13 protein-coding genes and 1 tRNA gene are annotated in these 14,963 nt (G+C 43.6%); 9 read left to right on the top strand and 5 right to left on the bottom strand.

What is annotated here, in order from left to right:
• Positions 1 to 36: 36 nt before the first annotated feature.
• Positions 37 to 1,266, bottom strand: coding sequence for a metabolite traffic protein EboE (gene eboE, locus HUW51_RS01705; RefSeq protein ID WP_185272272.1), 1,230 nt, complete (start codon positions 1,264 to 1,266; stop codon positions 37 to 39).
• Between the two features lie 714 nt (positions 1,267 to 1,980).
• Complete coding sequence (locus HUW51_RS01700) at positions 1,981 to 3,339, bottom strand: DEAD/DEAH box helicase (protein WP_185272271.1); 1,359 nt, start codon at positions 3,337 to 3,339, stop codon at positions 1,981 to 1,983.
• 277 nt (positions 3,340 to 3,616) lie between these two features.
• Here HUW51_RS01700 and HUW51_RS01695 point away from each other — a divergent pair, with 277 nt between their 5' ends.
• Both HUW51_RS01695 and HUW51_RS01690 read left to right on the top strand, forming a co-directional pair.
• Positions 3,617 to 4,960 carry a dihydroorotase gene (locus tag HUW51_RS01695; RefSeq protein ID WP_185272270.1) on the top strand — a complete coding sequence of 448 codons (1,344 nt, stop codon included), beginning with the start codon at positions 3,617 to 3,619 and terminating at the stop codon, positions 4,958 to 4,960.
• Positions 4,961 to 5,025: 65 nt separating this feature from the next.
• A tRNA-His gene (locus tag HUW51_RS01690) sits at positions 5,026 to 5,102 on the top strand.
• A 194-nt stretch (positions 5,103 to 5,296) separates the two neighbouring features.
• On the opposite strand, the gene HUW51_RS01685 is transcribed toward HUW51_RS01690, so the two are convergent.
• Both HUW51_RS01685 and HUW51_RS01680 read right to left on the bottom strand, forming a co-directional pair.
• Positions 5,297 to 5,749, bottom strand: coding sequence for a hypothetical protein (locus tag HUW51_RS01685; protein WP_185272269.1), 453 nt, complete (start codon positions 5,747 to 5,749; stop codon positions 5,297 to 5,299).
• Positions 5,750 to 5,850: 101 nt separating this feature from the next.
• Positions 5,851 to 6,471 (bottom strand): FKBP-type peptidyl-prolyl cis-trans isomerase, encoded by a 621-nt coding sequence (locus HUW51_RS01680; RefSeq protein ID WP_185272268.1) that lies wholly within the window; start codon positions 6,469 to 6,471, stop codon positions 5,851 to 5,853.
• A 315-nt stretch (positions 6,472 to 6,786) separates the two neighbouring features.
• On the opposite strand from HUW51_RS01680, the gene HUW51_RS01675 reads away from it, so the two are divergent.
• Genes HUW51_RS01675 through HUW51_RS01660 form a run of 4 tightly spaced genes read left to right on the top strand, consistent with a single transcriptional unit; the run spans position 6,787 to position 11,386 of the window.
• Positions 6,787 to 7,401, top strand: coding sequence for a TetR/AcrR family transcriptional regulator (locus tag HUW51_RS01675; protein WP_185272267.1), 615 nt, complete (start codon positions 6,787 to 6,789; stop codon positions 7,399 to 7,401).
• Complete coding sequence (locus tag HUW51_RS01670) at positions 7,398 to 8,768, top strand: TolC family protein (RefSeq protein WP_185272266.1); 1,371 nt, start codon at positions 7,398 to 7,400, stop codon at positions 8,766 to 8,768. Before HUW51_RS01675 ends, HUW51_RS01670 begins: the two co-directional genes overlap by 4 nt.
• 9 nt (positions 8,769 to 8,777) lie before the next feature.
• Positions 8,778 to 9,836 (top strand): HlyD family secretion protein, encoded by a 1,059-nt coding sequence (locus HUW51_RS01665; RefSeq protein ID WP_185272265.1) that lies wholly within the window; start codon positions 8,778 to 8,780, stop codon positions 9,834 to 9,836.
• 2 nt (positions 9,837 to 9,838) lie between these two features.
• On the top strand, positions 9,839 to 11,386 hold the full coding sequence (locus HUW51_RS01660) for a DHA2 family efflux MFS transporter permease subunit (protein ID WP_185272264.1): 1,548 nt from the start codon (positions 9,839 to 9,841) through the stop codon (positions 11,384 to 11,386).
• Between the two features lie 96 nt (positions 11,387 to 11,482).
• On the opposite strand, the gene rfaD is transcribed toward HUW51_RS01660, so the two are convergent.
• Positions 11,483 to 12,448 (bottom strand): ADP-glyceromanno-heptose 6-epimerase, encoded by a 966-nt coding sequence (gene rfaD / locus HUW51_RS01655; RefSeq protein WP_185272263.1) that lies wholly within the window; start codon positions 12,446 to 12,448, stop codon positions 11,483 to 11,485.
• A 147-nt stretch (positions 12,449 to 12,595) separates the two neighbouring features.
• On the opposite strand from rfaD, the gene HUW51_RS01650 reads away from it, so the two are divergent.
• From HUW51_RS01650 to HUW51_RS01640, 3 genes are read left to right on the top strand one after another with little or no spacing between them, the layout of a single operon-like run.
• The gene (locus HUW51_RS01650) at positions 12,596 to 13,528 is read left to right on the top strand and encodes an ABC transporter substrate-binding protein (protein WP_185272262.1); all 933 of its coding nucleotides are present in this window, start codon (positions 12,596 to 12,598) and stop codon (positions 13,526 to 13,528) included.
• Positions 13,525 to 14,532 carry a FecCD family ABC transporter permease gene (locus tag HUW51_RS01645; RefSeq protein WP_185272261.1) on the top strand — a complete coding sequence of 336 codons (1,008 nt, stop codon included), beginning with the start codon at positions 13,525 to 13,527 and terminating at the stop codon, positions 14,530 to 14,532. Before HUW51_RS01650 ends, HUW51_RS01645 begins: the two co-directional genes overlap by 4 nt.
• A complete protein-coding gene (locus tag HUW51_RS01640) occupies positions 14,532 to 14,951 on the top strand; it encodes a 6-pyruvoyl trahydropterin synthase family protein (protein ID WP_185272260.1) in 420 nt (139 codons plus the stop codon). Before HUW51_RS01645 ends, HUW51_RS01640 begins: the two co-directional genes overlap by 1 nt.
• Positions 14,952 to 14,963: the final 12 nt, after the last annotated feature.

Here is a 14,963-nt window from a genome sequence, read left to right as displayed (position 1 = left end):
AAAAAATTGAAATAAAGCCAATTATTACTTGCTCTGTTAAACCGGAGCAACAGCAGGCAATTGACTTAAAACCCAGGAAAGCTCACGCTCAATGGAAGCGCCTAATTCTTGCTTTAGTTCCGGCGGCAAAACGCCCCAGGTATAAGTTTCTACTTCCAGGTGCTTGGTAACCGGGTTGCCGGGCAGCAATTTTAAAGTTTTAATTATTTCGTCCTGGGTAGATTGCAATTGGTTAAACTGGTCTACAAAAATAGGTACGTGAAAATGCGTGCGCCATTCGGTGGCTGCGGCATCCTGAATATGCTCTAAAGCAGGCGGCAAATCGGGGTATTGCTGAATAGAGCCATTGCTGTTTTTTACCAGTACCTGGTGCAGGTAAGTAGATTCTACGAACGGCTGGAAAGCATTTTTAATTGCCTCGCGCTGCGAAGCGTCCGGAGTAAGTTTTGCTTTGAGCGCCGCGCTAATCTGTATTTTCCCGATTTTAATCCCGGCTTCGGCCAGTTGATCAAAAACCACCTGGGGTTCTTCGTAGGCCAAAGCAAAATGGCAAACGTCGTAGCACAGCTGCATGTGGGTTTTTACTATTTGCGTAGCTTGCTCCGGCGATAAGCCCAAACGGGTGCCCAGATAATCTACCGTGGTAGGTATTAACCGGGAATTGTAAAAATTTAAAAATTCGGCGGCATTCTCCAGTAAACCGTCCGGCTCCGGCTCTATATCTATGTGAATGGTTTTTCCGGTTTCGTGTTGCAGCAGGTATAAACTTTCTACCAGCATGGCCATGTGTTTGGTGCCTTGGGCAAATACCTGTTCGGTTTTGGCCGGGTCGTTTTGCAACCAGGGCTTATATGAAAGCGGCGACGTAGAAATTCCGCCGTCTAATCCTGCCGGAAGTAATTTTGCCAGAATTTGGCTTAACCGCTGCGTGTATTCTAAACGGGCGGTGGTGGTCCAGTCGGGTTGGTGCACGTCGTCTTTTACTACCTGCCCGTGAAAGCCGCCAAACGGGAACCCGTTCATTGTAAATATATATAAGCCGTTTTGTTCGAGCCAGGTTTTAAACTGAACCAGGTAATCTTGCGTGAGGATATCTTTGCTGGCCTGATCGGAGAGCCGTAAACCAATGCCAAACGGTTTGTCTGGCGATAAGTGCGCTTTAATGGGTAACACATAGGTTTGCAGGCTTTTGAAAACTTCGTCCCAGGTTTCGCCAGGATGGATGTTGGTGCAATAGGTAAGATGATATCCTTGTCCGATGTTCATGAAAAACTTTGCTTTTAGGTAAGTAAACCGGAAAGTTAACGGGAATGGGGTAATTTAGTATATATTTTTAATGGTTATTTGCGGTTTTGTGATTTTCCGGATTTAAAAAATTTAAAATTGTTGTATGTTTTATAACGTGAATTTACTTCTGTGTTTTGCTTAATATGTTATTATAGCACGGATTTACTTCCGTGATTTGCAATGCATGCCTTTACTATAACCCTTACTATGGCGCCCCCACTATGGCGCGGAAGTTACTTCCGTGCCTTTCAGATTGATGCTCGTAGCTAAAAAATTCTCGTTCGCATAGCTGCGGTTATAGTTGTAATTGCTGAGTGAAGATGTTTCATTGCTGAGGTTCTGTTCTTTTTGTCTTGATACAAAAAGAACCAAAAAAATCAAGACGCTAAAAACTCGCTGACCGCTCGAACAGTTTAGCGTCATTTTTTGCACCTGGCTGAAGCTATCTATTGCATAGTAAGCAGGCAAAATTTTAAATTTTTAAAAATTTAAATTCCTGCTAATCTATCTATGGTGCCAGTCAGAAAGAAACTTACTTAGGTACGGAGTTGGGCTTTGATAAAATTGGGATAACCTTTTTAAATTATGCACTTCTCTTAAGGTGAATTGTTCTTCCTGAAAGAAAATTGGCTTAAGGGAAGTGCTAACATTACTTCATCCGTGTAATCCGGTTCATCCGCGAAAATCCGCGATCTAGGATTTATTTCGCCGGAATCCGCGGATTTTGGTGGGTTTTTTCTCTGCAAACGGCCGCCCGGTGCGTTTATCAATTACGCCTTCGTGTAAATGCTGCTTTTTCTCGTGGAAAGCGCCTTTAAAGTTAGGATCGGCGCGGCGTTTTTGTTTGTCAATTTCTAAGGCTATTTCCTGGCTTTCGGCAAATTTCGTTTTAGCTATTTCTACTTCCGGTGGGAGCGGGGCTTCCGGAATTTGCATTTTTATAATTTTTTCAATTTCCCGCACGTGGTGAATTTCGGCGTCGGTGGCAAACGTAATGGAAGCGCCTTCCTGCTCAGCCCGGCCGGTACGCCCAATGCGGTGCACGTAATCTTCGTAAATAATAGGCACATCTACGTTAATTACGTGGCTCACGCCCGAAATATCGATCCCGCGCGAGGCAACATCGGTAGCCACTAAAAACCTTACATCGCCGCTCCTGAAAGCATCCATGGCGTTAATGCGGGTATTCTGGCCTTTGTTGCCGTGAATAACCCGTACGGTGCCGCGGGCGCTGTCGTCTACAAACCCGGCTACTTTTTCGGCGTTGGTTTTGCTGCGGGTAAAAAGAATTACGCGGGTAAAAGTTTCTTCGTCTTTAAACAAATAGCGCAGCATGTTTAATTTGGTCTGCATATTGGGGAGGCGGTATAACACCTGCGACACCGTTTCTACGGGAGTGGCTGCCGGCGTAACTTCTACCTTCATCGGGAACTCCAGAAACTCTTCGGATAATTTCTCGACGCGCGGGTGCATGGTGGCTGAGAACAGTAAGTTCTGGCGTTTGCGCGGTATTACTTCCAGAATACTCCGGATTTGCGGCATAAAGCCCATATCCATCATTTTATCGGCTTCGTCGAGCACTAAGGTTTTTAATTCTTTTACCACTAAATCACCTTTCAGGTAAATTTCCATGAACCGTCCAGGCGTAGCCACCAGAATATCCAGGCCTTTTTTAATTTGTTCAATCTGGGTTTTCGGGCCTATGCCGCCGTAAATGGCCAGAAAGCGCAAATCGGTGTATTTGGCCAGTTGCCGGATGCTTTCTTCAATTTGCATGGCCAGTTCGCGGGTAGGCGAGAGAATAACGGCCCGGGGGTGCTGGCCTTGCGCGTATTTTACCTTCATGAGCAGCGGCAACAAATAAGCGGCCGTTTTGCCGGTGCCGGTTTGGGCAATACCCATTACATCGTGGCCCGCCGTAATAAGCGGAATGGTTTGCTGTTGCACCGGAGTAGGCGTGGTGTAACCCGCGTCGGCCACAGCGTTCAGCAATTGCTTATTCAATTTAAAATCGCTGAAGGAAATGGTGGGTTCGTTTTCTTGCTCTTCCATGTAAAAATTAATTTTAACGCAAAGGTACGCTTTTCTCGTACAATGATTTTTTTCTTCTTACGCAGTGCTGTTTGAATAATCTATAAACCCGGTAAATTTTCGTGATTTTCTAGCTTTTAAATTATTATTTAATTGTTTGAGTATCCGAACAAATGGAGATATACATTTTTCTTATTCTATAATAAACTTTTACCCCGCTTCTTAATAAGCAAATAAGTGTTATTTAGTCTTGCTACTAGTGTCTTGATACTTGTGTCTATTTACTTAACTTCGCCGCATGAAAACCTTTCTGATTAAAAATGCTCAGGTTGTAAACGAAGGTCAGATTTTTACGGCCGATGTGTTCGTTCAAGATGGCCGGATTGCCCGGATTGCCGCCGAGCTAAACGAGCCTGCGGATGAAGTAATTGATGCTACCGGTAAATATTTACTACCCGGCGTGATTGATGACCAGGTGCATTTCCGGGACCCAGGATTAAAGCATAAAGCCGATTTGTATACCGAATCAAGGGCGGCGGTAGCCGGAGGGGTTACTTCTTTCATGGAAATGCCCAATACCGTACCCAATACCATAACCCAGGAACTGCTGGAAGAAAAATATGCGCTGGCCGCCGAAAAATCGTTGGCGAATTACTCGTTTTTTATGGGCGCTACCAACGACAACCTGGCCGAGGTGCTACTTACTAACCCCAATACTGTTTGCGGCATAAAAATATTTATGGGCTCATCTACGGGGAATATGCTCGTGGATGAGCAATCTACTTTAGAGCAAATTTTTGAAAAGGCTCAGTTGTTAATTGCGGTGCACTGCGAAGACGAGCAAACCATTCGCGATAACATGACCTTGTACGAAGAAAAATACGGCGATGCTATTCCGGTAAGTTGCCATCCGGAAATCCGGAGCGAGGCGGCTTGTTTTAAATCATCGTACCTGGCTACGAAACTGGCGAAAAAATACGGCACCCGTTTGCATATCCTTCATATTTCTACGGAAGAAGAGCTGGCTTTATTTCAAAATGATATTCCGCTGGCCGAAAAAAAAATTACCGCTGAATTATGCGTGCACCACTTGTATTTTGATAAAACCGATTACGAAACTTTGGGTACGCAGATAAAGTGCAACCCCGCCATAAAAGAAGCCCGCCACAAAAAAGCGTTGCTGGAAGGTTTACTGGATAACCGTTTAGACATTATTGCCACCGACCACGCGCCGCATACCTGGGACGAAAAACAAAATATTTACAAAAAATCGCCATCGGGGGTGCCGTTGGTGCAGCACTCTTTGCAAACCATGCTGGAGTTTTACCGCGAAGGTAAAATAACTTTAGAGCGCCTGGTAGAGAAAATGTGCCACGCACCGGCTATCTGCTTTCAGGTACGCCACCGCGGTTTTATCCGGGAAGGTTACTACGCTGATTTAGTGTTGGTTGATTTAAACCAAACCGAAACGGTGAGCAAAGAGAATATTTACTATAAATGCCAATGGTCGCCGTTCGAAGGCAAAACATTTCATTCAAAAATAACGCACAGTTTTGTTTCGGGGCATTTAGCGTATGTGAACGGGCAGTTCAACGAAACTAAATTAGGCGAGCGCTTATTATTTGATCGGCAAAAAAGTTAGAAAAATTTTGCCGAAACGTTGAATTATTAAAGAAAAAACTTACATTTGCAAACCAATTAAAAACGGTGGTTGTAGCTCAGTCGGTTAGAGCACCAGATTGTGATTCTGGGGGTCGCGGGTTCGAGCCCCGTCTCCCACCCCAAAAGGCTTCTGAGAAATCGGAAGCCTTTTTTTATTCTTCCTCTCCGCTGCTAATTTTAATTTTTTAAAAATTTTTATTTCTACACAGCCTGCAATAAGGCAATAGCTATAACCAAAACAAGTAATTTTTAAAATCCTGATTTTTAGCTTTGCTTAAATATTTGCCTTTGGTAAGTCTGTCAGCTAAATATTGTATTATTCAAAATTGGGGGAAGCGTTGCTCGATTCTGGTGGTTCCGATTCTACGGATTGGTACGTGATAATGCGGTGCCTGGCTAAATTGATAAAATTTAAAAAAGGAGCGTAACTGCCCGAAAACCAGAATACGTAGTCGTTGGAAGTGGTACTGATTTGTAAACTGATTTTTCCTCTCCAGCCAATAAAAAAAAGGGTAGCGCCCAGAATAACCAGGAAAATACCCGGCAAAGGAGCTAATAAATTGCCTAAAACCGCCATTAACGAAAGCGTAAAAGTAAACCCGCCGGCCAGGTAATAAAACAAAAGTTTAATGTGGGTTAACTGAATGTCTGCGATTGTATTAAAAGGTAAGACATACCGGTGCCCCTGGTGTTTAATTTCCAGACTTTCCGGAGTTAAGGTCAGGCAGTTGCTAGAGTAGCCTTTTTCCGGATAATATTCTTCGATCAACTGCGTCAACGGTGATTACGACTAAACCCTGAAACGCAGCCGCCAGCTAACTAATTAGTAGCGGCTACGGTTCAGGTTAAAACAACTTTAGTAAACCGTTTTTAGTTAACGGATAATAATTCTACATCAAAAATAAGCGTGGCGTTGGGTCCGATATCGCCGCCGGCGCCGCGGGTGCCGTAGGCCAAATTAGACGGAATGTATAACCGCCATTTGTCGCCTTCTTTCATTTTTTGCAGGGCCTCGGTCCAGCCGGCAATAACGCCATTTACCGGGAAAGTAGCCGGTTCGCCGCGCTCATACGACGAATCGAAAACGGTGCCGTCGAGTAAAGTGCCGTGGTAGTGGGTAGTAACCGAATCATTCTTCGAAGGCGATTTTCCGGAACCTTCCTGTAATACCTCGTACTGTAAACCACTTGGTAAAGCAACTACACCGGCTTTATCTTTATTTTCGGCTAAAAATGCTTCGCCTTCTTTTAAGTTTATTTCACCTTGCCGGCTGGCCACCGCGTTTTGCCGGCTAGCCATTAATTGCTGCAACTCCATCATGGCCGATTGAGCATCGCTGGGACTGATTTGCGATTGCTGGCCCGCCGTGGCTTCTTTAAACCCGAGCAAAAATATTTCCGGATCTATCTCTAAGCCTTGTTTCTGAAAATTGGCGGCCATGTCGCGGCCAATAATGTAACTGATTTTTTCTTTATTGTTTTTAAAAGCCATAGTTTTTAAGAATAAGCATTTGCCTCATTTATTACGATCAATCTGGCAGATTGATACCACAAAGCTATTCTTTTCATTTTAACTACAAGCAAAACCTATTGCTGCTTCCGTATTAATACGGATAATTCTTTTATTCTGTATTTAAAATGTGTTAGTATATAATCCGATTTTTTAAAAAATTAAAAATACCAGATAAATTCTGTTGCGGTTTGTCTAACATTTTGCCTGAAAATAAGTAATAAAAAAGCACAAAGTTTTTGCTATTAATCAATCGATTGATTAATTTTGCATGGTAATTACTAACAAGCAAGTGTTGTGAAGCAAGATAAAAAAGAATATATCTTGGAAGTGGCAGAAAGGGTTTTTAGTGAATTGGGCTACGAAGGGGCTTCTACCCGCTATTTAGCCACGGAAGCCGGCGTTAATATGGCCATGCTTAATTATTATTTCGGCTCTAAAGATGGTTTACTAAAAGCTGTTCTGGAACGCCGGATTAATGTTTTGCGCCAGGCTTTACTGGCTATTAAAGAAAAGCCTATTTCTGCCTGGGAAAAGTTAATGCAAGCCGTTGATGTTTACCTGGAACGCGTATTAAAAAATAATGGCTTTCACCGGTTAATACAACGGGAGTTATCTTTAAACCAACGCCCCGAGATTACGCAAACCATTACCGAACAAGTACTGCAAAATACCAAGGTTTTAAAAGACATTATTCAGGAAGGTATTGACGATGGCTCGTTCCGGCCCGTGGATGCAGAAATGACGATTGCCAGCATATTAGGTACTAAATACTACATCTCTAACTCTTCTCATATTTCGTCGCGGCTGTTACAAGTAGACCTTACCGGTGAAAACGTAATGGAAGTTTTAAAACCCCGCATGAAACATTTTTTACAGGATTTTTTACAAGCTTATTTATTAAAAAAATGAAGTTAAACTTTTTCTGTTTGCCAGAGCCGAAACAAGCTTTCTGGTATCGCAGTTTGTGGGTGGTTATTTTTTTAAATTTCCACGTTTTAGTGGCGCCTGCCCAGGATCAAAATGCTAAAGTACTTTCTTTATCCGAAGCCATTGATTTAGGGGTCCGGAATAGCAAAAATTTAAAATTAGCCCAATCCAAAATTGATCAGGCTATCTCGCGGTATAACCAGGCCCAGGATAGCCGTTTGCCCACCGGCAGCGTAAGTTATACCTACAACCACGCCGAAATTTTAACCAATAAAGTGCAGTTAACGCCCGAAGCGGAGCCGTTTTACCTGCCGAAGCACGCCAATGCGGCTATTGGTACGGCCGGTTTACAGGAGATTATTTTTGCCGGTAACAAACTACGCTACGCCCGCGAAAGTACCCAGTTGCTTACCGAAATAGCCCGACTGGATGCCGAAAAAGACCAGGAAGATATTGTATACAACATTACCAATGCGTACTACAACTTATATAAGCTGCAACAAAGCAAAAAAGTAGTAGAGCAAAACCTGCAAGCCATTGATCGGCAAATAAAGCAGGCACAGCGGTTTTTTGAGCAAGGTATTGTTACCAAAAACGATGTATTGCGCTTTCAACTGCAACGCAGCAATGTAGAGCTCTCGCGGGTTGATTTAGAAACCAACCGCAAGATTGTGGTTTATAACCTAGACATTTTATTGGGCTTGCCCGAAAATACCGATATACAAACCGAACAACTTGCCCCGGCTACTAACCAAACTCCGGCTTTAGCTACTTTTATGGAATCGGCTTTAGCAAACCGGCAGGAATTAAAATCATTGGCACTAAACGGCCAGGTAGCCGATTTAAACATTAAATCTTTAAAAGCAGATGTGCAGCCATCGGTGCTGGTAGGGGCCAATGCTTATTATTTAAATTTTAAAGGTCCGTTTCTGCCGCAAGCCAATGGCTTTTTAGCGCCCGTAACTGCCGGGGCCACCATTGCCTGGAATTTTGATAAACTCTGGCTCAACAAAAATAAAGTGAGCGAAGCCCGCATTCAGAAAACCCAGGTAGATATTAACCGCGACCTGGCTACGGACCAGGTGAAAACCGAAGTAAACCAGAATTACCAGAACTACGTGAAAGCTTTGGAACGCATTACCATTCTGGAAACTGCCATTGCCCAGGCGCAGGAAAACGATCGGACTACTGCCTCGCAGTATCAGAATAAAGTGGCTACAGCCATTGAACGGGTAGATGCCCAAACCGAGCTGTACCAGGCGCAAATAAACTTAGAATTAGCCCGTGCCGACGCCGAAATCGCTTATTATACCTTATTAAAATCAACCGGAAAAATCTCGCAAAAATAAATGGAAGTCATGGAGACAGAAGTAATCGAAAAAAAGAAAAAGAAAAAATCAAATAAAGTAATTCCTATTATCCTGGGCTTAGTGCTGTTGGGAGGTGCCATTTTCGGCATTCGGGAGTACATCTATTTTAGCAAACACGTAGATACCGACGATGCGCAGATTGACGGCGATATCAGCCCGGTAGTAGCCCGGGTGGGCGGTTACGTGCAAGAAATTAATTTTGAAGAAAACCAACCCGTTAAAGAAGGTCAGGTAGTAGTTAAGTTAGACGACCGGGATTTACGGATAAGATTAGAGCAAGCCGAAGCCGCCCGCCGGGGTACCAGCGCCAACATTAACGTGTCGCAGGCGCAAATTACGGCCACGGCTGCTAACCTTACCAGCGCCAAAGCCAATATCCAAGCCGCCGAAGCCCGGCTCTGGAAAGCCACGCAGGATTATAATCGCTACGCCAACTTAATTCAGGACGGATCTATTACCCAGCAACAATTTGACCAGGCCAAAGCTGAGCGCGATGCCGCCGCCGCTAACCTGGAAGCCGCCAAAGGCCAATACCGGGCTGCCAACCAGCAGGTAGGTACTACGCGTTCGCAACTAGTTGCAACTACTACCGGCATAGACCAGCGCCAGGCTGATATTGATTTTGCGAAACTGCAATTATCTTACGCCGAAGTTAAAGCCCCTGCCTCAGGTATTGCTTCTAAAAAGAATGTGCAGAAAGGCCAGTTAGTGCAAGCCGGACAAAGCTTATTTTCTATTGTAAACGAGAACAGCCTGTACATTACCGCCAATTTTAAAGAAACGCAACTGGAAAGATTACGGTCCGGCCAGAAAGTGAACGTGGAAGTAGATGCTTTTCCGGAAGAAAAAGTAATGGGCGAGATTTATAACTTTTCGCCGGCTACCGGCGCTAAGTTTTCTTTGCTTCCTCCCGATAATGCTACCGGTAACTTCGTGAAAGTGGTGCAGCGGGTACCCGTAAAAATTAAAATTAATACCAGCAAAGAAATTATGGACCAGTTACGCCCCGGAATGAGCGTACGGGTTTCCGTTATAACAGAGGATTAAATATGCCAGAAACCGGATTAAAAAAGTGGGTAATTACCATTACGGTAATTACCGCTTCCCTGCTGGAGCTTATAGATACTACCATCGTAAATGTATCTATTCCGCAAATGCAGGGTAACTTGGGAGCCACTCTCGAAGATATTGCCTGGATTACTACCGGTTACGGCGTAGCCAACGTAATTATTCTGCCCATGTCGGGTTGGTTAGGCAGTTACTTTGGCCGGAAGAACTATTTTTTAGGCTCTATTATTTTGTTCACCATTGCCTCTTTTTTGTGCGGTAATGCTACAAGTCTGGAGGAGTTAATTATTTTCCGGATTTTGCAGGGTTTAGCCGGCGGCGGATTAATTTCTACGGCGCAAGCTATTTTATTAGAAACCTGGCCACCGGAACAAGTAGGTACCGCCACCGCTTTATTTGGTTTAGGCGCAGTAGTGGGCCCTACCATTGGCCCAACTATTGGCGGTTACATTACCGATAATTTTGCCTGGCCCTGGATATTTTACGTGAATATACCCGTTGGCGCAGTGGCTGCCTTTGCTACCTACACCTTTGTGCGCGAAACGCCCCGCGAAGGAAAAGGAAACCCCATTGATTGGTGGGGTATTGCTTTATTAGCGGTTGCTGTAGGTAGTCTGCAAACGGTGTTGGAAAAAGGCGAATCAGAAGATTGGTTTGCGACACCATACATTATTGTTTTAACAGCTGCTTCGGTAATTGGTACCATTTTGTTTATATGGCGCGAAAAAACGTACAAGCACCCCATCGTAAATTTTAAAATTATGCGCCACCGGAGTTTCAGCGTAGGTATGTTTACTTCGTTTGTGCTGGGCTTAGGTTTATACGGGTCGATGTTTGTGTTTCCGGTGTTTTGCCAAAGCTTATTGGGTTTTACGGCGCAACAAACCGGGGAACTCTTATTACCCGGCGGGCTATTTACCATTTTTATGATGCCTTTTGTGGGTAAAATGCTGCAACGCGGCGTACCGGCCCAGTTTATGGCTACCGTAGGTATGTTTTTGTACTTTGTATTTTCCCAAATGCTTATCGGGTCGTCGCTGGCTTCGGGTACCCAGGATTTTTTCTGGCCATTGGCTATCCGGGGTATTGGTATGGCCTTGCTGTTTGTGCCTTTAACTACCCTGGCAATTCAGGATTTAAAAGGCAAAGAAGTAGGGCAGGGCACCGGCTTAAACAACATGATGCGGCAATTGGGCGGCTCATTCGGGATTGCTTTACTTACTACGTTAATTCACGTGCGCTCCGGAGTGCACCGCAGTAATTTGCTGGTAAATATAAACGAATACAATCCGGCCTTTTTGCAGCGTTTTCAGGGGATGATGCAGAATTTTACTGCCAAAGGTTATACGTTTTTAGAGGCGCAAAAAGCAGCTTATAAAGCCATTGAAGGTATGGTAATTAAACAAACCATGCTCTTATCGTACATTGATGCGTACTGGGTTTCCGGGATGATTATGTTATGTTCTATTCCGTTGTTGTATTTACAGAAATTTAAAAAGAACGTGAAGCTGCCCGTAGATGCGCATTAGCGTTACCAAAAAGCAAAATTTTTAAAAATTTGCTTTTCTGATAAGCTAGCAGTTTAAAACAAAACCCCTCTTGCATGCAAGAGGGGTTTTGTTTTTCTAGAGATATTTATTCGGGATTAAGTACTGCTGCACATAATCCGTTATGCCTTCTTCGAGGGTGTAAAATGGTCGGGTAAAACCGATGCTTTTTAATTTTTGCATGTTGGCTTCCGTAAAATATTGATAATTATCTCGGATTACCAGCGGGGTATCTACAAAGTCAATGTTAATGCCTTTGTTCATGGCGGTAAAGGTATTAAAAGCTAAATCCAGGAAGGTGCGCGCCTTGCCGCTGCCTAAATTATAAATGCCGGAATGCTGGCGCAAATGCATCAGAAAATAACAAACCTCCACCACGTCTTTTACATACACAAAATCGCGCATTTGTTCGCCGTCTTTAAAATCGGGGTGGTGCGACCGGAAAAGTTTTAATCGGCCATTCTCGTTAATCTGGTTAAAAGCGTGAAAAATAACCGAAGCCATGCGGCCTTTGTGGTACTCGTTGGGGCCATACACGTTAAAAAACTTTAAACCAGCCCAGAAAAACGGTTTAGCCGTTTGCTGCAAAACCCATTTATCAAAATCATGCTTCGATTCACCGTAAGCATTTAACGGGTTTAACAAAGGCAGAATGGCTTCATCGTCGTCGTAGCCTAATTTACCGGCGCCGTACGTAGCCGCCGACGAGGCGTACACCAACGGAATCTGGTACTCGCAGCAGGCTTCCCAGATTTTTTTAGAATAATTTAAATTTAATAAATCAAAAACATCTTTGTTGATTTCGGTGGTATCGGTGCGGGCACCCAAATGAAAAATAAATTCTACTTCTTCGTAGTTTTCGGCCAGCCAATCAAATAAATCGTTACGGTCTACGTACCTTTTAATTTTTTTGCCGCGTAAGTTGTTTTCTTTTTTAGCGATCGAAAAATTATCTACCACCACAATATCGTTGAAGTTGTCGGCATTAAGCCTGCTCACCAAACAAGAACCTATAAAACCTGCCGCACCGGTTACTATTATCATAATTCTATTTTTATTTACAATCTGTTCTGAACTTATGCGCTAAATTTACGAAAAAAATACTACCTCGGGCGATTCCAAAATACAAGCCGCTGGTTTAATGCTTTAAATATTACAATAGAAGAATTTAAAATTTTTAAATTTTAATCAATGCCGTTATTGTTGTTCCGATTAAACCGGGTTGTAAGCTGGCCCGGATTCTTATTTTTACTTTTAGGTTTGGTGGTTATGGGTTGCCAATCCGATGCGAAGAACAAGCGATTACCCCAGGTAGAATACATTTCGGTAACCGATGATTTAGGCCGAAAATTAAAAATTCCGCGTTATCCGAAACGCATTATGGCTTTGGCGCCGTCTACCACCGAAATGTTGTTTGCGGTGTGCGACGAAAGCCAGATTATTGCCCGCACGCAAAATTGCGATTATCCGGAGCAGGTAAAAGAAAAGCCGGTGGTAAACAATTACCCCATGGATTATGAAACGCTGGTGAAGTTAAAGCCGGATATTATTTTTACGGTGCATGGCATTACCCCCCCGGAAGTAGCCGCCCGCATTCAGGAACTGGGAATTCCCGTTTATTTTCAGACTTTCGAGAAAGTAACTGATATATTTGACCGGTTGCGCGATATTGGCCGCCTGGTGCACCGCGATGCCTATGCTTTGTACTACAGCGATTCGTTGCAAAAACAGCTTAAAACTATTGTCCGGCAAAAAAAACGCCCCGCATATAAACCCAAAGTTTTGGCCATAACCTGGAACGATCCTATTTACGTGTACGGCCGCAATACTATTTTTACTGATAAATTACACTTAATCGGGGCCGAGAATGCTGTTACGGAAGTAATGGCGCAGCCTTTTCCGGCTTTAACCCGGGAGTATATTTTAAAAATTAACCCCGATGTAATTATTGGCGGTTCTTTCGGAAAAATGGACAGTACTTTTTTTAAACAATACCCCGAACTAAAACGGGTTACGGCGTACCAAACCCGCCAGATTTACGAGGCCACCGACGATTTAATGTCGCGGCCCAGTCCGCGGGTGGTCGAGTCGGTTCGTGAACTGCAATCTTTCCTTAAATTTTGACGAAAAAACTAAGCATCTATTTTTTGTTATTAGCCTTGCTCTTCATTGGGTTAGCAGCGGGTTTATCGGTGGGTAGTTTTAATACTTCGCTTACCGATGTAAAAGACGCTATTTTAAATTACGATGCCAGTAATGCTTCTCATTTTGCCATTGTGCAATTGCGTTTGCCCCGCTTGGTTCTGGCTTTTTTGGTGGGCGGCTCTTTAGCCTTTTGCGGGTATTTAATGCAGGCCATGGTTAATAACCCTTTAGCCGACCCTTATATTTTAGGTACCGCGTCCGGTGCCAGCCTGGGGGCTTCGCTCAGTATTTCGGGCTTATTGGCTACTACCTGGGGGGCTATTTACCTGCCGCCTTTTTTTGCCTTAGTGGGCGCTTTTGGCGTAACTGTTTTGGTTATTGCTTTAGGTTACCGTAAAGGGCAAATAATACCGGCGCAGTTATTATTAGCCGGCATTGCGGTCAGTTCACTTTTAACGGCTTTGGTTAGCTTATTAACTTTTTTATCCGGCTCCGAGAGTAACATCAAATCTATTTTATTTTGGTCGATGGGCGATTTTGGCCGGGCCAATTGGGAGTATTTACCTTATCCAGCGATTGCCCTAATATTGGGGCTATTATTGTTCCGGTTTCAGATGAAAGAATTAAATGCTTTATTGCTGGGCTCCGAGCGGGCGCAAACCTTAGGAGTGCATGTCGTTCGAACACGCTGGCTTATTTTAGTTACTGTTGCGGTATTATGTGGCTTTTCGGTAGCTTTAGCGGGTTCAGTGGGGTTTGTAGGCATTATTATTCCGCATGTAACCCGGGCCTTATTAGGAATTACGTACAAAAATAACCTCTTAATATGTGCTTGGCTGGGCGGTATATTTCTGGTGGGCTGCGATATTTTATCGCGGTTTATTTATCCGCCGGCCGGTTTGCCAATTGGGATTATAACTTCGTTCTTTGGGGTGCCTTTTTTCGTATATTTGCTTCTGAAAAAGCAATATTATTTTAGCTAATGGTTTATATAAGCAGATTAGAACACTTTAATGCGGCGCATAAGCTGTTCAACCCGAATTGGTCAATGGCCAAGAATAAAGAAGTGTTCGGACCATGTGCTAATGCTAATTGGCACGGGCATAATTACGAATTAATAGTAACGGTAAAGGGCAACCCCGATCCGGATACCGGTTTTGTGATAGATTTAAAAAAACTCAGCGTTCTTATCCGCGAAAATATCATCCAAAAAGTAGATCATAAAAATTTAAATTTAGATGTAGCTTTTATGGAAGGCAAACTGGCCAGCACGGAGAATTTGGTAATTGAGTTCTGGAAAATTCTGCAGCCACTTATTTCTAAAATTTCGGCCTCGGCGCAATTGCATAGCCTGAAGCTGTACGAAACACCCCGCAACTTTGTAGAATATTTCGGTGAGTAATTTTACAGTTGG

The sequence above is a fragment of the Adhaeribacter swui genome (assembly GCF_014217805.1).
GTDB classification, from domain to species: Bacteria; Bacteroidota; Bacteroidia; order Cytophagales; family Hymenobacteraceae; genus Adhaeribacter; species Adhaeribacter swui.
Note: the sequence above shows the minus strand (reverse complement) of the source record. Positions and strands in the feature narration are given on the sequence as shown.

Bases quoted from the DNA above. Each gene is read 5' to 3' on its own strand.
- eboE (WP_185272272.1), bottom strand. From the start codon at position 1,266: ATGAACATCGGACAAGGATATCATCTTACCTATTGCACCAACATCCAT.
- HUW51_RS01680 (WP_185272268.1), bottom strand. From the start codon at position 6,471: ATGGCTTTTAAAAACAATAAAGAAAAAATCAGTTACATTATTGGCCGC.
- HUW51_RS01670 (WP_185272266.1), top strand. From the start codon at position 7,398: ATGAAGTTAAACTTTTTCTGTTTGCCAGAGCCGAAACAAGCTTTCTGG.
- rfaD (WP_185272263.1), bottom strand. From the start codon at position 12,448: ATGATAATAGTAACCGGTGCGGCAGGTTTTATAGGTTCTTGTTTGGTG.
- HUW51_RS01660 (WP_185272264.1), top strand. From the start codon at position 9,839: ATGCCAGAAACCGGATTAAAAAAGTGGGTAATTACCATTACGGTAATT.
- HUW51_RS01695 (WP_185272270.1), top strand. From the start codon at position 3,617: ATGAAAACCTTTCTGATTAAAAATGCTCAGGTTGTAAACGAAGGTCAG.
- HUW51_RS01650 (WP_185272262.1), top strand. From the start codon at position 12,596: ATGCCGTTATTGTTGTTCCGATTAAACCGGGTTGTAAGCTGGCCCGGA.
- HUW51_RS01640 (WP_185272260.1), top strand. From the start codon at position 14,532: ATGGTTTATATAAGCAGATTAGAACACTTTAATGCGGCGCATAAGCTG.
- HUW51_RS01665 (WP_185272265.1), top strand. From the start codon at position 8,778: ATGGAGACAGAAGTAATCGAAAAAAAGAAAAAGAAAAAATCAAATAAA.
- HUW51_RS01700 (WP_185272271.1), bottom strand. From the start codon at position 3,339: ATGGAAGAGCAAGAAAACGAACCCACCATTTCCTTCAGCGATTTTAAA.